Source organism: Massilia violaceinigra, assembly GCF_002752675.1.
GTDB lineage: Bacteria > Pseudomonadota > Gammaproteobacteria > Burkholderiales > Burkholderiaceae_D > Telluria_A > Telluria_A violaceinigra.
Map to the genome: position 1 here is coordinate 24,018 of NZ_CP024608.1, position 19,349 is coordinate 43,366.

General features: G+C 62.0%; 19 protein-coding genes and 1 pseudogene. 4 read left to right on the forward strand and 16 right to left on the reverse strand.

What is annotated here, in order from left to right:
• Window positions 1-60 precede the first annotated feature (60 nt).
• On the forward strand, window positions 61-693 hold the full coding sequence (locus CR152_RS00120) for an Hpt domain-containing protein (protein ID WP_099872645.1): 633 nt from the start codon (window positions 61-63) through the stop codon (window positions 691-693).
• Window positions 694-726: 33 nt separating this feature from the next.
• On the opposite strand, the gene CR152_RS00125 is transcribed toward CR152_RS00120, so the two are convergent.
• The 16 genes and pseudogenes from CR152_RS00125 to rpmH all read right to left on the reverse strand — a co-directional run bounded on the left by CR152_RS00125 (window position 727) and on the right by rpmH (window position 13,271).
• Window positions 727-912 (reverse strand): hypothetical protein, encoded by a 186-nt coding sequence (locus CR152_RS00125; RefSeq protein ID WP_229413226.1) that lies wholly within the window; start codon window positions 910-912, stop codon window positions 727-729.
• 316 nt (window positions 913-1,228) lie between these two features.
• Window positions 1,229-1,783: a DUF1439 domain-containing protein gene (locus tag CR152_RS00130; protein ID WP_099872648.1), complete on the reverse strand. Its 555-nt coding sequence runs from the start codon at window positions 1,781-1,783 to the stop codon at window positions 1,229-1,231.
• A gap of 554 nt (window positions 1,784-2,337) precedes the next feature.
• Window positions 2,338-3,630, reverse strand: a complete 1,293-nt coding sequence (locus tag CR152_RS00135; RefSeq protein ID WP_099872650.1) for an RNA polymerase sigma factor — start codon at window positions 3,628-3,630, stop codon at window positions 2,338-2,340.
• Between the two features lie 21 nt (window positions 3,631-3,651).
• Window positions 3,652-4,506, reverse strand: a complete 855-nt coding sequence (locus tag CR152_RS00140; RefSeq protein WP_167399852.1) for a YciI family protein — start codon at window positions 4,504-4,506, stop codon at window positions 3,652-3,654.
• A 94-nt stretch (window positions 4,507-4,600) separates the two neighbouring features.
• The gene (locus CR152_RS00145) at window positions 4,601-5,014 is read right to left on the reverse strand and encodes a YciI family protein (RefSeq protein ID WP_099872656.1); all 414 of its coding nucleotides are present in this window, start codon (window positions 5,012-5,014) and stop codon (window positions 4,601-4,603) included.
• 1 nt (window position 5,015) lies between these two features.
• Window positions 5,016-5,507 carry a VOC family protein gene (locus tag CR152_RS00150; protein WP_099872659.1) on the reverse strand — a complete coding sequence of 164 codons (492 nt, stop codon included), beginning with the start codon at window positions 5,505-5,507 and terminating at the stop codon, window positions 5,016-5,018.
• A gap of 25 nt (window positions 5,508-5,532) precedes the next feature.
• Complete coding sequence (locus tag CR152_RS00155; protein ID WP_099872662.1) at window positions 5,533-5,997, reverse strand: GyrI-like domain-containing protein; 465 nt, start codon at window positions 5,995-5,997, stop codon at window positions 5,533-5,535.
• Window positions 5,998-6,084: 87 nt separating this feature from the next.
• Window positions 6,085-6,870 (reverse strand): EAL domain-containing protein, encoded by a 786-nt coding sequence (locus tag CR152_RS00160; protein ID WP_099872665.1) that lies wholly within the window; start codon window positions 6,868-6,870, stop codon window positions 6,085-6,087.
• Window positions 6,871-6,985: 115 nt separating this feature from the next.
• Entirely contained in the window at window positions 6,986-7,501 is a 516-nt protein-coding gene (locus tag CR152_RS00165; protein WP_099872667.1) for a hypothetical protein, read from the reverse strand.
• A gap of 109 nt (window positions 7,502-7,610) precedes the next feature.
• The gene (gene ybiA, locus CR152_RS00170; RefSeq protein ID WP_099872670.1) at window positions 7,611-8,168 is read right to left on the reverse strand and encodes a riboflavin biosynthesis intermediates N-glycosidase; all 558 of its coding nucleotides are present in this window, start codon (window positions 8,166-8,168) and stop codon (window positions 7,611-7,613) included.
• Between the two features lie 93 nt (window positions 8,169-8,261).
• The gene (locus CR152_RS33740; protein WP_208640044.1) at window positions 8,262-8,558 is read right to left on the reverse strand and encodes a DUF2695 domain-containing protein; all 297 of its coding nucleotides are present in this window, start codon (window positions 8,556-8,558) and stop codon (window positions 8,262-8,264) included.
• A 641-nt stretch (window positions 8,559-9,199) separates the two neighbouring features.
• Window positions 9,200-10,579: a tRNA uridine-5-carboxymethylaminomethyl(34) synthesis GTPase MnmE gene (mnmE, locus tag CR152_RS00185; protein WP_099872675.1), complete on the reverse strand. Its 1,380-nt coding sequence runs from the start codon at window positions 10,577-10,579 to the stop codon at window positions 9,200-9,202.
• 112 nt (window positions 10,580-10,691) lie between these two features.
• Entirely contained in the window at window positions 10,692-12,347 is a 1,656-nt protein-coding gene (yidC, locus tag CR152_RS00190; protein ID WP_099872679.1) for a membrane protein insertase YidC, read from the reverse strand.
• Between the two features lie 11 nt (window positions 12,348-12,358).
• Window positions 12,359-12,619, reverse strand: coding sequence for a membrane protein insertion efficiency factor YidD (gene yidD, locus CR152_RS00195; protein WP_099872682.1), 261 nt, complete (start codon window positions 12,617-12,619; stop codon window positions 12,359-12,361).
• Window positions 12,620-12,732: 113 nt separating this feature from the next.
• Window positions 12,733-13,104, reverse strand: a pseudogene (gene rnpA / locus CR152_RS00200) (ribonuclease P protein component); the annotation flags it as partial.
• 32 nt (window positions 13,105-13,136) lie between these two features.
• A complete protein-coding gene (rpmH, locus tag CR152_RS00205; protein WP_010401996.1) occupies window positions 13,137-13,271 on the reverse strand; it encodes a 50S ribosomal protein L34 in 135 nt (44 codons plus the stop codon).
• Window positions 13,272-13,939: 668 nt separating this feature from the next.
• Here rpmH and dnaA point away from each other — a divergent pair.
• From dnaA to gyrB, 3 genes are all read left to right on the forward strand, one after another.
• On the forward strand, window positions 13,940-15,355 hold the full coding sequence (gene dnaA, locus CR152_RS00210) for a chromosomal replication initiator protein DnaA (RefSeq protein ID WP_099872686.1): 1,416 nt from the start codon (window positions 13,940-13,942) through the stop codon (window positions 15,353-15,355).
• Between the two features lie 181 nt (window positions 15,356-15,536).
• Window positions 15,537-16,643 (forward strand): DNA polymerase III subunit beta, encoded by a 1,107-nt coding sequence (gene dnaN, locus CR152_RS00215; RefSeq protein ID WP_054265133.1) that lies wholly within the window; start codon window positions 15,537-15,539, stop codon window positions 16,641-16,643.
• Window positions 16,644-16,824: 181 nt separating this feature from the next.
• Entirely contained in the window at window positions 16,825-19,317 is a 2,493-nt protein-coding gene (gene gyrB / locus CR152_RS00220; RefSeq protein WP_099872689.1) for a DNA topoisomerase (ATP-hydrolyzing) subunit B, read from the forward strand.
• The last annotated feature ends 32 nt before the right edge of the window (window positions 19,318-19,349 follow it).

The window sequence follows — 19,349 nt, forward strand, 5'->3', positions numbered from 1 at the left end:
TTTTGCCGTTAAAAGTCTGCTATCGTGTAGTTTATTAGATAATGAACAACAACCTAATTCATGCCCCCGAGAGAGAAGCCGTCCATCCCCATCGAATTGCGCGCCGATGCGACCGCGCGCGCGGTGATCGATATGGCCGACGGCATCGACCGCATCATGGGCAACCGCGATCTGTACGCGCGCATGCTCAAGCGCTTTCGCAGCGATTATGCGCACGGGGCGGTGCCGATCGCCGAAGCGCTTGGCGCGGGCGACACCATCCTGGCGCATCGCCGGGCGCATACCCTGAAAGGCGCGGCAGGCATGATCGGCGCGCACCGTCTGCACGAGCATGCCAGCAGCCTGGAACTGGCGATCCGCACCGATCCCCTGGCGCAGCAAGTGGCGCTCAATGCGCTTGCGGGCGCCTTCGACAAGGTCTTGCACCTGCTCGACCAGGTGCTGGCCGGCAGTGCGCCGGACGGCTTCGTGCTCGACATGCCGCAGCGCCCGCTGATGCAGGACCCGGTGCTGCTGGCGCGGCTGGTGGAATTGCTGATCGACGCCGATGGCGCGGCGGTCGACCTGCTGGACGAATCGGGCGCGAGCCTGCGCGTGATCCTGGGCGAGCCCAGGCTGGCGCGGGTGACGGCAGCGGTGAATGACTTCGATTTCGAGGGCGCCCTGCGCGCGCTCAGGCAGTCCGCGCTTTGATCGACGGCGATCGCGCGGCATGGCGCGGCCGCGTCAGCGGGTGTATTCGGCTTCTTCGTCGAACGAATCGGCGCAGGCCTTGCCGCAGAAGCGCTTGACGCTGTCGAGCGGCTTTTCACAATACCAGCACGAGCCCTTGGGCGGCAGGGCCTGGCGCGGCCGCACCGGCGCCGACGGCGCGTCGGACGAGGCGTCGAGCCCCGCCTCCTTTTCCGGCAAACTTTCCTCTATCGTTCCCACGAGTCACCCCCAAAATGGCAGCACAGCGAATTCTCAGAGCAAGATTACTTTAGCGGAATACTTCGGACATGAGAATTCGCAAGTCCTGCGGCATTCGGTGAAACGGTCACGATCAATCCCAAGTTTGCACGCAATATGCGGCTGCCGCAATCAAGGGAAAAGACACGTTCGTTGCGACGCAACAACCACGGAGATACCCGACAGTGGGTAGATTCGCAGCGTTAAATCATAGCAGGGTTGGAAATGCGCGTCGGCCGCGGGGACGGCCGGGAAGGCAGGGAAAATGCCGGCGGCCTTACTTCGCCGGCTCGACCGTGACGATGAGGGAGGAGGCGGTGGTCTGGATGCGCGTCGGTACGAATTGCACCCCGGCATAGCGCAAATCTTCCGGGCGGAAGTTGTAGACTGCGACATCGGCGACGACCTTGTTCATCAGCACATTCGCCGCCGCGGCCAGGTTGCGCTGTTGCGCGGCGTCGATGCCATCGATGGCGAAGCGGTCAACGCGCGGCTCGGCCATCAGCACGGCGTTGCGGGCCGCATCGATATACGGGCGGCCGGACATGGCCAGGCTGCCGCGCCATGACTGGCGCGTGAAGGGCGAGGCCACCGCCGCCTCCAGGGAAACGCCGACGCGGCCGCTGCCGGGGACGAGCGACAGTTGCGGGCGGTGGAGCTGGATATCGAAGATTTCCAGCGCCCGGTTGCTGATGGGGAAGCGCCGGTCCATGCCTGCCTGCAGCTTACTTAAGGGGAGTTCAATCTGGCGCGGGCCGATCACGCTGGCGCAGGAGGCCAGCAGGCTGCCGGCCAGCGCCAGCAGCGCGCATGTGCGGAGGAGCTTTTTCATGAGACGAAGGCTAGCATAATTCGATGGGGGCGGCCGCGAGCGTGATGATGCGCCGGACTTTATGCCATGCTCTACGCCAGCTTTTGGAGTTGGGTTTCGGGCCGAATGCCGTTGCTTCAGCCGTTTTTGCCAGCACACTCAAAACCGTCATTCCCGCGCAGGCGGGAATCCAAGCTATGTTTGCTGGGCGAAGGTGCCTTGGATTCCCGCCTCTCCAGGAACTGGCGTTTCGACTCGATGGCGTTAGGTTCAGCGGTTTCTGACCACAAACTTCAAGACCGTCTTTCCCGCGCAGGCGGGAATCCAATTCCGTAGCGAAGTTGCAGGCGGCTCATTGAAACTTGGATTCCCGCCGAGTGCCGCCTTGGCGCGGGAATGACGAAGCTTGCGTTATCGGCATTTACCCCGGGACTTGCCTTGTTCCACGGAATTCGAGGAGTTTCTTGGAAACTGGGACCTGCGCGGGAATGACGGTCTTAAGGTTTGCAGCCCTACCCGGCGCCTGCGCCAAGCAGTACATCCGCCGGCGGCACGCAGCGCATCTGTCTATCCGTCTATCCCCCATCCCCAGCGCAACCTTGCGCGCGCGCCAGCAGCAGCGCCCGCTCGCGCAAATTATTGGTCAACTCCGCCGCCTGCTTGAACTCGGCACATGCCTCGTCCGTGCGCCCCAGGCGCGCCAGCAAATCGCCGCGCACGCTGGGCAGCAAGTGATAATTGCGCAGCGTATCGCTGGCGATCAGCGCATCGACCAGTTCCAGCCCGGCCGCCGGCCCGTACGCCATCCCCAGCACCACCGCGCGGTTGAGCTCCACCACGGGCGACGGCATCAGCTGCGCCAGCGCATCGTACAGCGCGGCAATGCGCTGCCAGTCGGTCTGCTCCGGTGTCAACGCGCGCGCATGGCAGGCGGCGATGGCGGCCTGCAGCGCGTACGGACCGTAGCTCTCGCCCAGCTGCCCGGCTTTCTCCAGCGCCGCCAACCCGCGCCGGATCAGCAACTGGTCCCAGCGGCTGCGGTCCTGGTCGAGCAGCAAGACCGGCTCGCCTTGAGGCCCGAGCCGCGCCCGTGCGCGCGAGGACTGGATTTCCATCAACGCCACCAGACCGTGCACCTCCGATTCGTGCGGCAACAGGCCAGCGAGGATACGCCCCAGCCGCAAAGCCTCGTCGCACAGCTTGGGGCGCATCCAGTCGCCGCCGGCGCTGGCCGAATAGCCTTCGTTGTAGATCAGATAAATGACTTGCAACACCGACGCCAGACGCGCCACCAACTGGTCGGTGCGCGGTACCTCGAACGGAACCTTCGCTTCGGCCAGGGTGCGCTTGGCGCGCACGATGCGCTGCGCCACCGTCGCTTCGGAGACGAGAAACGCATGGGCGATTTCATCGGTCGTCAGCCCGCCCAGCAAGCGCAAGGTGAGCGCCACCCGCGCCTCGGTCGAGAGCACCGGGTGGCAGGCGACGAACATCAGGCGCAGCAGATCGTCGCCGATGTCGTCTTCCAGGGTGGCGTCGAGGTCGGGCGCGGCATCCTGCAGCAGGGTTTCGATCTCGTAGGTAAGCTCGGACTCCTTGTTGCGCTGCAAGGTGGCATGGCGCAGATGGTCGAGCGCGCGGTTCTTGGCCACCGTCATCAGCCAGGCGGCCGGATTGTCGGGAATGCCGGCCTCGGGCCAGCGTTCCAGCGCACTGACCAAGGCGTCCTGCGCCAGCTCCTCGGCCAGGCCGACATTGCGCAGCATGCGCGCCAGCGCCCCGATGATGCGGGCCGACTCGATGCGCCAGACGCCTTCGATCACGCGCGCGGCCGTGTGCTTCGCCTGCGTCGCTTCCTTTGCTGGCATCGGTTCCTTTGCCGCCATCGGTTAGCGCGGCACGGGCGCGCCGGCCAGCTGCGCGCGCATGCCGGCGTCGAGCTGATGAGTGCGCATGTGCTGCTCGGCGGCGCGCAACTCGGGCGTGAAGACAGCGGCGCCGTCATGCAGCTCGGCCAGCTGGCGGATTTCCACCTCGACCGGCGGGCCGACCGGATACGGATTGCGCGTGGCCCAGGCGATAGCGTCCTGCAGCGACGGGGCGCGGATCAGCCAGTAGCCGGCGATCATTTCCTTGATTTCGGTGAAGGGGCCATCGACCACGGTCAGCTTGCCGGACGCCAGCCTGACGCGCGTGGCCAAGGCGCTCGAGCGCAGCCCGTCGGCCCCCAGCAGCACGCCGGCGCGCGCCTCGGCCGCATTGTGGGCGTCCAGGGCGTCAAGCCGGGCGCGGGCGACCGGGATTTCATTTTCCAGGTCGACGCTGGAACGCAGCAGGATGGCGTAACGCTGGCCCGACGCACCGGGCTGCTCGGCCGCGTGGACATCGGCGCAGCCATCGGGACAACCGCTCAGGCGCACCTCGACCTCGGCGGCGCCCGCCTCACCCGGCGGCCAGCGCGCGGCCCATTCCAGCGCTTCGCCTTTCGATGCGACATCGATCGCCGCGAAGCCGGCAATGAGCGCGTGCGCCGCCGCAAAAGGACCGTCAGTCCGGGTCACGCGGCCGTTGGCGATGCTCAGGCGCACGCCGCTGGCGCTGGGAAGCAGGTGCTCGCAGGCGCGCAGGATGCCGGCGTCCGCCATGGCGCCGGTGTAGGCCACCAGGGCCGCGCGGCGGGCGGGCGAGATGGGCAGGCCGGCTTCGTGGGCCGGGTCGGATCGCCGCAAGAGCATGTAGCGCATGGTGTTCTCCAGGTGGGGACGCAGTGAACGAATCGTGCCGACGAACCGCCCTTCCCGCGCCTGATGGGCGGGAAAGGGCGGGATCGACATGGGACTACAGCTGCGCGCGCAATCGTTCTTCCTGCTCGCGCAACTCCGGCGTGAATTCGGCGCCGAAATCTTCGGCCTCAAACACTTGCCGGATCTCGATCTCGGAATCGCTTTCCATCGGATTCGGACAGCGTTTGACCCACTCGATCGCTTCTTCCTTCGACTTTACCTGAATCAGCCAGAAGCCCGCAACCAGCTCCTTGGTTTCGGCAAACGGCCCGTCGACCACGGTGCGTTTGTTGCCCGAAAACTGGACGCGCGCGCCGCGCGAACTCGGGTGCAAGCCTTCGCCAGCAAGCATCACGCCGGCCTTGACCAATTCTTCGTTGTATTTGCCCATCTCGGTCAGCAGCTTTTCGCTGGGCATTTTTCCAGCCTCGGACTCGGGGCTGGCCTTGACGATGATCATGAATCTCATGTCAGGTCTCCTGTTTTCCGCCGGGTTCGCCGCAGGCCTTGGCCGCGCCTTCCTGCATTTCTTCCATGGTCATGTCGCGCACGTGATGGGCGATCGACCAGCTGTGGCCATACGGGTCCTTGACCACGCCATAGCGGTCGCCCCAGAACATGTCGGACGGCGGCATGACGGCGGTGGCGCCGGCGTCGACGGCGCGCTTGAATGCCGCATCGGCGTCCTGCACGTACAGATGCAGGGTGACGGGCGAGCCTTTCAGGGTCAGGGGGCCGATGGAACCCCACTCCGGCGTTTCTTCGGCCAGCATGATGGCGGAGTCGCCGATGCGGATCATTCCGTGGATCAGCTTGCCATTCGGCGCCAGCATCTTGCCGGTATCGGTGGCGCCGAAGGCCTTGACATAAAAATCGATGGCCGACACGGCGTCGGCGCACACGATGTGCGGGGTAACGGTGTGCATGTCTTCGGGAATACGTTTGACGGCTTGCGTGCTCATGGAGATTCTCCTTTGCGTATATTGGTTAGTCAGTCAATGGTTGGTTAAGTTCCGTGCGCCAGGTGGACGGATCGGGATCGAGATCCGGACCGCTGACGTACACTTCCCACAGGCCAGGCGCTTTGCTCAGGCCCTGCGCCTCGATCCAGGCCATCAGCTGGCCCCAGGCGCCGGGCAAGGCGTCGTAGGGACCATGCAGGACGGCGCGTGCCACCCGCGCCGCCGGCAGTACACCGGGCTGCACGCGCCCGGCTGGCGTGACCGGCGCGGACACCGGGACGCCGATTTCAAAGTCGAAACGGTCGGACTGCATGCTGAAGTGGTGCGAATAGCAGCGTCCGGCAGGGCCGACGCCCTGGGCCGCGGTCGTGGCCAGCAATTCGGCCATGCCGGGGCCCATCACGTGGACGATCTCGGCGCGTGGAATGTCGAGGCGAATGACGGCCGCCTGCACCGGGTCGGTGCGGGTAATATACGGCGTGTCGAGCATAGCGTTTTCTCCTTGAAGAGTGGGTTGCTACTACGACGACGAAGCAGCCGCCGCGAAATCGACAGCTTTTTTGAATATTTTTTTAGTTTACTTCCAGGCGGCCGGATCGACCACGCCGATCGCGCGGAACGCGGGCTGGCAGAACAGATAGCCCTGCATCAGATCCACGCCGGCATCGCGCAGGAAATCGCGTTCGCCCCGCGTTTCGATGCCTTCGGCCAGCACCGCGATACCCAGCTTGGCGCAAATGCTCACGATGCCCGACACGATGGCTTGCCTGGCCGGGCTGGTATCGATATCGCGCACCAGCTGCATGTCGATCTTGATGATATCGGGCTGGAATTCGGACAGGAGGTTCAAGCCGGCATAGCCGGCGCCGAAATCGTCGATGGCGGTGCGAAAACCGAAGCGGCGGTACTCTTCGAAGATATTGACGAGGTGCGGGCGGTCCATCACCTGTTCGCTTTCGGTGACCTCGAAGATAATCCGCTCGATCGGAAAGCCATATTCGCGCGCCGCATTGAAGGTGCTGCGGATGCAGGCTTCGGGCCGGTACACGGCATTCGGCAGGAAGTTAATCGACAGCAGCTCGGCGATGCCCAGTTCGGCCGCGCCGCGAATGGCCCGTACCCGGCACGCCTGGTCGAACATGTAGCGGTTGGTATCGTTGACCTTGGAAAGCACCGAATACGCCGATTCGCCGTTCGGCCCGCGCACCAGCGCTTCGTGCGCGTAAATGGCGCGCTGGCGCAGGTGAATGATCGGCTGGTAGGCGTATTCGAAATCGAAATCCAGTTCGTCGTTATTTCTGCATTGCACGCAAGCGGCAACCGGCTTGACGTGGGCATCATCGGCGGGGCAAATCGGGATCATCGGGCAGCCACTCCTGAAAATGCGGCGAATGAGCCACTATATCAAATGAGCGGACTCATGCGCGCACCGTGCGACTTGCCTTGTGCATATGCCGTCTGGCGGCGCCTGGCGCGGACTATTGCGCGAGGATCGCCGCTGCCGTCTGCTTCAGTATGCCGACCCGTTTGGCGGTGCAGCGCACGTCCTGCTCATCGTACGTTTCATCGGCCAGCTTTTCGCACTCGACCGCGCGGGCGATAATCTTATGCACGGCGCTGCCGCGGCGCACCAGCAATTCGCTGGTATAGCTGTTCATCCACGCCTCGTCGCCAAGGCCGGCGACCGGGAGCACCTGGCTGGTCGGCGTGGTCATCACCATGTCTTTTTCGGCGCCGGCCGGCAGTGGCTTGGTGTAGTGCTCGATGATGAACATGGAGGGACCCTGCTTGGCGGCCGCCGTCGTGAACACGCATGCTTCCGAAAACATCCCCGTGCTGGCTTCCTTGCCGACGACCGGCATGCCGATCAGCGCCGCGATGGTCGCGCTGGGCAGAATATCGCAGACAGGCGTGGCGATCGCGGGCGCGGCAAAAGCAGGCAAGGCTGCCAGTTGCACTAGCAGAATAGCTGCCGCGCGAAAATACTTCTTCATACACATCCCTTCGGTTGTCATTGTGTCGATCAGCTGAGCATTATAGCAACATTAGTTTCATTGCTATAGAGATAACTGATGCACATCCACAACACAACGGGACCGGCGGTCACGCCTGCCGCAGCTGCCGGCGCGCCTCCATCAGGGCGAATCCGAGCAGGTTCGGACCTTCCCACTGGTTCGGGTCTTCCGACCGGGGGTCGGCCGCGGCCAGGCCGGTGCCCCAGATGCGGTCGACCGGACTGGCTTCGACCAGCACGTGCGTGCCGGTACCGGTCAGGAACTCGCGCAGGGCCGGGTTTTGTCCGAATTTGGCGACATTGGCGCGGCAGACGATATCGAAACGGTGCGCCAGCCAGTCGGCATCGACAAAACCGGCCACGCTGCGGCCGAGCGCCTTGGCGGCGCCGGGGGTGGGCGCGGCCAGTACCTTGGCGCGGGTGGACTCGTCATTGAACAGGCGCGCCTTGGCGGCCATCATGAAGTGCTCGGCGGTGGCGTAACGGTCGCCGTCGAGCTCGAACGGGGCGTCGTACCACTGGCTGAAGCAGCTACAGGTGATCTTGCCATCCTTGGCGGGCGTGTGGCCCCAGAACTGCAAAAACGAAAACGATTCGCCGGCGTTGAAACGGCTGCGCAGTTCATCCAGGGTTTGAGGTAATGCCATGTCGGGACCTGTTATTCTTGTTGGAGATGGCCGCAAGTTTAACAGCCGTGGCGGGGCCGGCCAGAGACGAGGTTCGGTTCCGGGACGGCCGTGTTACTCGCCCCAGCGATCTTCCACATTGGCCAGCACTTCGCAGTCGCAATAGCCGCCGTACTGGCCCAGCCACGGCACGACAGTGGCTTCGGGCAAGGAGTGCGACGTCAGAAACAAGCGGGTCAGGCGCAGCGTATGCTGACACGGCTCCCGGCCCAGCGCTGCATCCAGATGGTCGAACAGGCCGGCCAGGTGCTCGCGCGAAATCGGCATCGCCGCTTCTTCAGCCTCCTGCTGCGCGCGCGCGGCGGCGCGGTAGTTATCCTTGTGCCGCTGAATGTCTTCTTTCGATGCCATACGGTTCCAATGAAAATTTACGATCCCACTTCGGCGGGCATCGTGGTTTCCATGCTGCGGTCGGGAACTGCCATTGCTGCCCAGAAACCTAGCTCCGTCATTCCCGCGCAGCCTCCAGTTTCTAAGAAACTTCTCCAATCCCTTGGAACGAGGCAAGTCCAAAGACTAATGCCGCTAACGCAAGCTTCGTCATTCCGGCGCCAAGGCGGCACTCGGCGGGAATCCAAGTCCGGCGTTGAGCCGACGGCTACGGAACAAAATTGGATTCCCGCCTCTCCAGGAACTGGCGTTTCGACTCGGTGGCGTTAGGTTCAGCGGTTTCTGACCACAAACTTCAAGACCGTCTTTCCCGCGCAGGCGGGAATCCAATTCCGTAGCGCAGTTGCAGGCGGGCTCATTGAAACTTGGATTCCCGCCTGCGCGGGAATGACGAAGCTTGCGTTATCGGCATTTACCCCGGGACTTGCCTTGTTCCACGGAATTCGAGGAGTTTTCTTGGAAACTGGGACCTGCGCGGGAATGACGGTTCTGAAGTTTGTGGTCAGAAAAACGCTGAACCTAAACGCCATCGAGCCCAGAGACCAGTTCCTGGAGAGGCGGGAATGACGGAGCTAAATTTAACGCCATTCGCGACATGCGGCTTATTTGCCGATGCAAAAGCGGCTGAAAATCACACCCAGCAAGTCGTCCGACGAAAACTGGCCGGTAATGCTCGACAGCTGCGCCTGCGCCAGCCGCAATTCCTCGGCAAACAGGTCGAGCGACTGGTCGTTTTGCGCGGCATGCTCGCCCGCCAGCGCCAGATGCTTGTGCGCCGAGCGCAAGGCAATCAGATGCCGTTCGCGCGCCAGGAACAGCGATTCGCCGGTCTGCTGCCACCCAGCGATGCGCAACAATTCCGCGCGCAGCAAGTCCATGCCCACGTGCTCATGCGCCGACAGATAGATATTAGTCGCTTCCTCGGTCGGGTTGACCGACGGTTTATGGCCCGACAGGTCGATCTTGTTCCACACGCGCAACACCGGCACGCCAGCCGGAAAGGCGGCGACGATGGCGTCGTCGGCCCGGGTCGGCCCCTGGTCGGCGTCGAGCAGGTGCAGGATGACGTCGGCCTTGGCCACTTCGCCCCAGGTGCGCTCGATGCCGATGCGTTCGACCACGTCGACGGCGTCGTCGATGGTGCGGATGCCGGCGGTGTCGATGATGTTGAGCGGAATACCTTCGATCTGGATGGTTTCGCTGACCTTGTCGCGCGTGGTGCCGGCGATCGGCGTGACGATGGCCACGTCGGCTCCGGCCAGGGCGTTGAGAAGTGAAGACTTACCCACGTTGGGCTGGCCGACCAGCACCACGTTGAGTCCCTCGCGCAGCAGCGCGCCCTGGGCCGCCTGCTGGAACACGCGCTCCAGGGAGGCAACGATGACGGCCAGCTGGCCGCGCGCGTCGGACTTTTCGAGGAAGTCGATCTCTTCTTCCGGGAAATCGAGGGTCGCTTCGACCAGCATGCGCAGGCCGGTGGTTTGCTCGACCAGGGTATTGATGGTCTTGGAAAAGGCGCCGGAGAGCGACTGCGTGGCCGACTTGGCGGCCGCCTCGGTGGAGGCGTCGATCAGGTCGGCGACCGCTTCGGCCTGGGCCAGGTCGAGCTTGTCGTTCAGATAGGCGCGGCGCGTGAATTCGCCCGGCTCGGCCAGGCGCAAGCCGGATTCGGCGCCCGCTTCGAGCACGCGTGCGAGCAGCATCTGCAACACAATCGGTCCGCCATGGCCTTGCAGTTCGAGCACGTCTTCGCCGGTGTACGAGTGCGGTCCCTTGAAATACAGGGCGATACCCTGGTCGATCACGCTGCCGTCGGCCTGCTTGAAAGGAATATAGGTCGCGCGGCGCGCGCTCAACGTGACATCCGGAAACAGCACGGCCAGCAGCGGCGCCAGCGATTTGCCGGAGGCGCGCACGACGCCGATGCCGCCGCGGCCCGGTGCGGTGGCGATAGCGGCGATGGGGGAAGTATCGAGTTTCATAGTCGTGATTGTAATTTAATTGCCGCAACAGGCTGGCGGCATTCTATTGGCGCGCGTGCGGGCATAAAAAAAGCCCGTGAGGAACACGGGCTTTTTTGAGCGCGGCTAACGCTTATTTCTTGGCTGCCGCATCTTCAAATTTCTTGGTGATCACCCATTGCTGGCCGATCGACAAGATGTTGTTGACTACCCAGTACAGCACCAGGCCCGACGGGAAGAAGATGAACATGACCGAGAACGCCAGCGGCATGAACAGCATCATCTTCGCTTGCATCGGATCGGCCGGGGCCGGGTTCAGCTTGGTCGTGATGAACATCGAGATCGCGTACAGCACCGGCAGGATGAAGTACGGGTCCGGCGCGGTCAGGTCGGTGATCCAGCCGATCCATGGGGCGCCGCGCATTTCGGCGGACGCCTGCAGCACCCAGTACAGGGCGATAAAGACCGGCATCTGGACCAGGATCGGCAGGCAGCCGCCCAGCGGATTGATCTTTTCGGTCTTGTACAGTTCCATCGTGGCCTGGTTCATCTTGGCCGGGTCGCCTTTGTACTTCTCGCGGATGGCTTGCATTTTCGGCGTGACCACCTTGATGCGCGCCATGCTCTTGTAGCCGGCAGCCGACAGCGGGAAGAACAGCAGCTTGATCAGGATGGTGAAGGCGATGATGGTCCAGCCCCAGTTGCCCAGGACGTTATGGATCTGGTCCATGACCCAGAAAATCGGCTGCGCGATGATGGTCAGGAAACCATAATCCTTGACCCGCTCCAGGCCCGGCGCGATGGTGGCCAGCTTGTTCTCGTCCTGCGGACCGGAATACAGCCGCACGTCGCTCGACACGCTCGCGCCCGGGGCGATGGCGCCCAGAGGCATCAGGGTACCGATGGCGTACAGGTTGGTGTCGATCTTCTTGGTGAAAATATCACGCGGCTTGTTTGCCGGCGGCAGGAAAGCCGAGACAAAATAGTGCTGCGAAATGGCGACCCAGCCATCGTTCGCCTTGGTGGCGTGCTCGGCGTGACCTTTTTTCTCGATGGCTTCGAACGTCAGCTTCTGGTAGTGCTCGGCCGGGGTGTACATCGTCGGGCCGGTGTAGCTCGAATTGAAGTAGGACTCGCCCTCTGGCTTGTTGCCGTGGTGCAGCAGCTGAACGTACAGCGACGGGTTGACCGGAACGGTGCCGACGTTGGCGACATCGTGGCGCATGCCGATCAGGTAATCGCCGCGCTTGAAGGTGAAGGTCTTGGTCAGCTTGACGCCGGCCTGCTCGGCTTCGAGCACGAGCTGGACTTCGTTGGCGCTGTCGAGCGCGCGCGGACCGGACTTGGCGATGAAGCCGGTTTCATGGCTCGGCATCGCTGCGCCGGCCACATTGCCGATCAGGCCGGTCTGGCCGACGTAGATGCCCTTGGGCGTCACATCGAACAGGACCTGGTTCTTGGTCTTGTCGATGGAATCGCGGAACTTGAGCAATTCAAGACGCTTGATCACGCCACCGGCGGTATCGATGTCGACTTTCATGACATCGGTGGTGATGGTGATCGTTTCGCCCTTGAAAGCGGCCGGCGCGGCGGTGCCAGGCACGCCGGCCACGCCAGCGGCGGCCGGCAGGCTGGTGGCCGGTGCGGTGGTGGCGACCACGGCCGTCTTCGCAGGCGGCGCGGCGGAAAACATGGACTGTTTACCGTTCGCTACCATCCAGTCGTTCCAGAGAACCACCAGCGAGACGGAAAACACGATCCACAGGATAGTACGTTTATTGATTTCCATTGAGGTATTGGTCAGGAGTGGTTGCAGCCGCAAGCGGCTGTAGAAGAATTCTTCGGGCGCGCGGGCGGCACCGGATCGAATCCGCCATCATCCCACGGATGGCAGCGGCACAGGCGGCGCGCGCTAAGCAGGCTGCCGCGCGCGGCGCCGTGGGTGCGGATCGCTTCGATCGCATAATTGGAGCAGGTCGGGTAAAAGCGGCAGCGCTGCCCCAGCATCGGGGATAACATCAGCTGATAGCCACGCAATAACCAGACGAGCAGGGTATTCATGGTGACGCTTTCGGCTCGCTTGCCGCATCGCCGGTCGCATCGCGCGGCGCACTATGTGACGCACCAGGTGACGCACTATGCGGCGCACTATGTGACGCACTATGCGGCGCACTACGTGGCGCCTGGGACGAAAACAGGCGCGCAATTTCAGCGCGCAGGATCGCCTTGAGCGCGGCGGTGGTGGCCGGGCCTTGCTTGGTGTTGACCGGGCGCGCGAGGCGCACGATGCAGTCGACGGGAGGCAGCGGCGCCATGCGGAACAGCTCGCGCGTCACGCGCTTGATCGTATTGCGGGTGACGGCACGGGGCGCAAAGCGCTTGGCCACGACCACGCCGAGCCGCGCATGCGGCAAGTCGTTCGAGCGGGTGTAGAGCACGAAATGGGCCGTTTTTTGGGCAGGGCGCAAACGAAAAACGGATGAAAATTCATCCGTTTTAACGATACGCCGAACGCGCGCGAAGTCGTGTGAACCTTCGCTAGTCATAGCCAACCGCGATCGAGCAGTAAGTGCCAGACTTATACAGCCAGGCGTTTGCGACCCTTGGCGCGGCGTGCATTGAGCACATCGCGACCGCCACGGGTAGCCATACGTGCGCGGAAGCCGTGCGTACGCTTGCGACGAACGACGGAAGGTTGGTAAGTACGTTTCATGGTGGTCTCGCTTAAAGCAAAATAAAATGCAAAATCGGGTCTGACGTCCCGTCAGTTTTCGGCGCCAATGACATTTCGCAGATGTTAAGCCAGCGTCACGCCACAGCAAAAATACTCATATTTACCCGCTAAGCCACACCAATAAGTCACAACAGATTGACTCATTTGCACGGAGTACGGGCGGGGAACCTTGGATTAGAACTCATTTGACTGGCTTTTGTCAAGGAAGGCTGTGGTTTGGGGGCTTGGCCGGGGTGTTTTTGGCGGGGAAATGTGGGGTGGGAAACACAGTGCCGCGCCCTTTGCTCCCGTCGACCACTGCCGCTCCCCGCCGTCGTTCCCGCGAAGGCGGGAACCCAATTCCGTGCCGAAGCCTCCGGCGGCTCAACGAACTTGGGTTCCCGCCTTCGCGGGAACGACGGCGGCGGCGGCGGCGGCGGATGCGGCGCGTGCAGAATACGAGAACGGCGTGAATTTACGACAACTTGCCTTTCCTCCATTTCCCCTCTGCCACGTCACCTCCGCACCGAAAATAAGCAGCGTGCCTGTGGATAACTCGGGCCGTCGCGGGTAGAATAGCGTGTTACGTGTGGCGAACCGCTCGCAACGCATGCGCTAGCGAAGCATCATCGAACCGCCCCTCCACACCTTATTCAGACAGAAGATTCATGGAAAATTTTTGGCAGACCTGTTCCGCGCAGTTGGAACTGGAGCTGACGCCGCAACAATTCAGTGCGTGGATCAAACCGCTGGTTGCCCTCGACTACGAGGACGGCAAGTTGCGCATCGCAGCACCGAACCGCTTCAAGCTGGACTGGGTGAAGTCGCAGTTCGCCAACCGCATCACCGCCCTCGCCTCCCAGTACTGGGAAGCGCCGACGGAAGTGCAGTTCGTGCTCGACCCGCGTAACGCGCTGCCGAAAAAACCGGTCGCGCCCCACCCGGCCCCGAACGACGGCCCGCTGCCCGGCACCATCAACAATGGCCCCGGCAATGGTAACGGTACGGCGGACAATCCGGCGGCACCGGAAATGTTCAACATCGGAAATTCGCCGCGTCGCGAACAGAGCCGCGTCAACACCGACCTGACCTTCGACAGCTTCGTCACCGGTAAGGCCAACCAGCTGGCGCGCGCCGCCGCGATCCAGGTGGCCAACAATCCGGGCGTGAGCTACAACCCGCTGTTCTTCTACGGCGGCGTGGGCCTCGGTAAAACGCACTTGATCCACGCGATCGGCAACCAGGTGATGGCCGACCAGCCGGGCGCGAAGATTCGCTACATCCACGCGGAACAGTATGTACGCGACGTCGTCACCGCCTATCAGCGCAAGGGCTTCGACGACTTCAAGCATTACTACCACTCGCTGGACATGCTGCTGATCGATGATATTCAATTCTTCGGCGGCAAGAGCCGTACGCAGGAAGAGTTTTTCTACGCGTTCGAGGCACTGATTGCAGCGAAGAAGCAGATCATCATCACCAGCGATACGTATCCAAAAGAAATCACCGGCATGGACGACCGCCTGATCTCGCGTTTCGATTCCGGCCTGACGGTGGCGATCGAGCCGCCGGAGCTGGAAATGCGCGTGGCGATCCTGCTCAAGAAAGCCCAGTCCGAAGGCGTGACGTTCTCCGACGACGTGGCCTTCTTCGTGGCCAAGCACCTGCGCTCGAACGTGCGCGAGCTCGAAGGCGCGCTGCGCAAGATCCTGGCGTACTCGCGCTTCCACGGCAAGGACATCACCATCGACGTGGTGAAGGAAGCGCTGAAGGATTTGCTGTCGGTACAGAACCGCCAGATCTCGGTGGAAAACATCCAGAAGACGGTGGCCGACTTCTTCAGCATCAAGGTGGCCGACATGTACTCCAAGCGCCGGCCTGCGAACATTGCGCGGCCGCGCCAGATCGCGATGTACCTGGCCAAGGAACTGACACAGAAGAGCTTGCCGGAGATCGGCGAACTGTTCGGCGGACGCGACCACACCACGGTGCTGCACGCGGTGCGCAAGATCGCACTCGACCGCACCAAGAACGCCGAGTGCAACCATGAGCTGCACGTCCTGGAACAGACTTTGAAGGGTTAAAGCCTGAATTAATGTGCGAACGGCAATTTCTGGCAAAATATAGCATTAGCAGCAAGGTTACCGTGGCCCTGTTGTTGCGTTGTCAGCCTCAAGGCAAGCCCGCTTGCCGGGGGCGGCCGGCGTAGCGGCACTGCGTACCGGGCCATACAGTATATTTCTGACAACTCTACCGAGGATTACTATGCAATTGGTCAAAACCACCCGAGATACCCTTCTCCGGCCACTGCAGATCGTGAGCGGTATTGTCGAGCGTCGGCACACTATGCCGATTCTGGCCAATATCCTCATCCGCAAGGACGGCGAAAACGTCTCGTTCCTGTCGACGGACACCGAAGTGCAGATCACGACGCACGCCAGCATCGGCTCGGGTGCCGATGTGGCCGGTACCACCGTGGCCGCGCGCAAGCTGCTGGACATTTTGCGCGCCCTGCCCGAGTCGGGCGACGTCACGATGACCCTGCTGAACAAGCGCCTGACGGTGCAGACCGGCAAATCGCGCTTTGCGCTGCAAACCCTGGCGGCGGAAGAGTTTCCGACCGTTTCGGTCGCGGACACCTACAACGCCACGGTCACCCTGCCGCAGAAAACGCTCAAGCACCTGTTCAACATGGTGCACTTTTCGATGGCGCAACAGGACATCCGTTACTACCTGAACGGCCTGCTGCTGGTGCTCGATGGCCGCAACGTGATCGCCGTGGCGACCGACGGCCACCGCCTGGCGTTTTGCCAGGTCGAGACCGAGCAGGAATTCACGCGCCAGGAAGTCATCATTCCGCGCAAGACGATTATCGAATTGCAGCGTTTGCTGGAAGAAAGCGACGAGACGGTCCAGTTGGACATTTCCACTTCCCAAGTCAAGCTGACCTTCGCCGACATCGAGCTGGTCTCGAAGCTGGTGGAAGGCAAGTTCCCGGATTACACGCGTGTGATTCCGAAGGGCTACAAGAACGACTTCACGATCGGCCGCGACGAGTTGCTGCGTTCGCTGCAACGCGCGGCGATCATGACGAGCGACAAATTCAAGGGCGTACGCTGCATCATCAGCCCGGGCAGCATGAAGATCAGCTCGACCAATGCCGATCAGGAAGAAGCGGTTGAAGAGCTGGAGATCGACTACGGCGGCGACAGTGTCGACATTGGTTTCAACGTGACCTATTTGCTGGACGTGTTGAACAATTTGAAGTGCGACCAGATCAACATCGCCCTGGGCGACTCGAACTCGTCGGCGCTGATTTCGATTCCGGATAACGCGGACTTCAAGTACGTCGTTATGCCGATGCGGATTTAAGCAGCAAGCAATACCGGGAACGTATGTTCCGTCGTTCCCGCGCAGGCGGGAACCCAAGTTCGTACCGTAGCTACAGGCGGCTCGATAACCTTGGGTTCCCGCCGAGTGCCACCTTGGTGCGGAACGACGAGGCCGTTTCCACATTTAGTACCCGATACATCGTTTTTTGAGAAAGCAGTCCATGTCCGAGAACACACCAGCAATCCCCGCCAAGATCGAAGAATACGGAGCCTCCTCAATCCAGATCCTCGAAGGTCTGGAAGCGGTGCGCAAGCGCCCCGGCATGTACATTGGCGACACCTCGGACGGCACCGGCCTGCACCACCTGGTGTTCGAAGTGCTGGACAACTCAATCGACGAATCGCTGGCGGGTCACTGCACCGAAATCCACGTCACGATCCACTCGGACAATTCGATTTCGATCACCGATAACGGCCGCGGCGTACCGACCGGCCTCAAATTCGACGACAAACACGAGCCGAAGCGCAGCGCCGCCGAAATCGTCATGACCGAATTGCACGCCGGCGGCAAGTTCGACCAGAACTCGTACAAAGTCTCGGGCGGTCTGCACGGCGTGGGCGTGTCCTGCGTCAACGGCCTGTCGAAACTGCTCAAGCTGACCATCCGCCGCGACGGCAAAGTGCACTACATGGAATTCGTACGGGGCGTGCCGCAGAACCGCGAAATCGAAATGATCGACGGCGTGGCTGTTTCGCCGATCAAGGTCATCGGCGAAACCGACAAACGCGGCACCGACGTCCACTTCTGGGCCGACGAAGAGATTTTCACGCACGTCGAATTTCACTACGAAATCCTGGCCAAGCGGATTCGCGAACTGTCGTTCCTGAATAACGGCGTCAATATCAAACTGACTGACCAGCGCACCGGCAAGGAAGAAATCTTCGCCTTCGAAGGCGGCACGCGTGGCTTCGTCGAGTACATCAACAAAGCCAAGACCGTCCTGCACCCGACCGTGTTCCAGGCCACCGGCGAACGCCTGTCCGACCAGGGCACCAATATCAGCGTCGACGTCTCCATGCAATGGAACGACGCCTACAACGAACAGGTGCTGTGCTTCACCAATAACATTCCGCAGCGCGACGGCGGCACCCACCTGACCGGCCTGCGCGCCGCGATGACGCGCGTGATCAACAAATATATCGACGAGCACGATTTCGCCAAGAAAGCCAAGGTTGAAATCAGCGGCGACGACATGCGCGAAGGCCTGACCTGCGTGCTGTCGGTGAAAGTGCCCGAGCCGAAATTCAGCTCGCAGACCAAGGACAAACTGGTATCGAGCGAAGTGCGCGGCCCGGTCGAGGAAATCGTCGCCAAGACGCTGACCGACTACCTGATGGAAAAGCCGAACGACGCCAAAATCATTTGCGGCAAAATCGTGGAAGCGGCGCGCGCGCGTGAAGCGGCCCGCAAGGCCCGCGACCTGACCCGCCGCAAAGGCATCATGGACGGTTTGGGCCTGTCGGCCAAACTGGCCGATTGCCAGGAAAAAGACCCGGCGCTGTGCGAACTGTACATCGTCGAGGGTGATTCGGCAGGTGGCTCGGCAAAACAAGGGCGCGACCGTAAATTCCAGGCCATTTTGCCGCTGCGCGGCAAGGTGCTGAACGTGGAAAAGGCGCGCTTTGAAAAGATGCTGTCGTCGGAACAGATCACGACCCTGATCGCGACTTTGGGTACCTCGATCGGACCGGACGAATTCAACGTCGAGAAGCTGCGTTATCACCGCATTATTATTATGACCGATGCGGACGTCGATGGCGCCCACATCCGCACCCTGCTGCTGACCCTGTTCTATCGCCAGATGCCACAACTAGTGGAACGCGGCCATATCTATATCGCGCAACCGCCGCTGTACAAGGTCAAGTCGGGCCGCGACGAGCGTTATCTCAAGGATGACGTGGAAGAAGCGAGCTACATGATGACGGTGGCGTTAAACAGCGCCGTACTGACCCCGCGCGACGGCGGCGAGCCGATTTCCGGCGAACCGCTGGCCGAACTGGTACGCCAGTTCAACCTGGCGAACGCGATCATGATGCGCCTGACGCGCGTGATCGACCGCGCCGCGCTGACCGCCATCATGACCGGCGTGACGCTCAATCTGGACACGCTGGACAACGCCGGGGTATCGGCCGCCGCGATGGAAAAGATGATCGACGACAAAGCCGTCAAGGTGAGTGTGCGTTCGGACGACCTGAGCGAAAAACACGCGCTGCGCATCGAGCGTATGCACCATGGCAATATCCAGGTAAGCTCGATCGATGCCGATTTTGTGCAGGGTGCCGATTATTCGACCTTGGCCAGTGCTGCGGCGACCTTCCAGGGTTTGATCGGCGAAGGCGCGTTTATCCGCCGCGGCGAAGGCGAGCGCATGAAGGAAACGGCGGTTGACGACTTCCACCACGCGATGCAATGGCTGCGCGACGAAGCCGAGCGCACTGTCAGCAAGCAGCGCTACAAAGGGCTGGGCGAGATGAATCCGGAACAGCTGTGGGAAACCACGATGGACCCGACTGTGCGCCGTTTGCTGAAAGTGCAGATCGATGACGCGATTGCGGCGGATCAAATTTTCACCACCTTGATGGGTGATGAAGTCGAGCCGCGCAGGAACTTCATTGAGTCGAATGCGCTACGGGCGGGAAATATCGACGCCTAAGCTGTTGTAGGTGGTCCCAAAAGCTGGCAGGT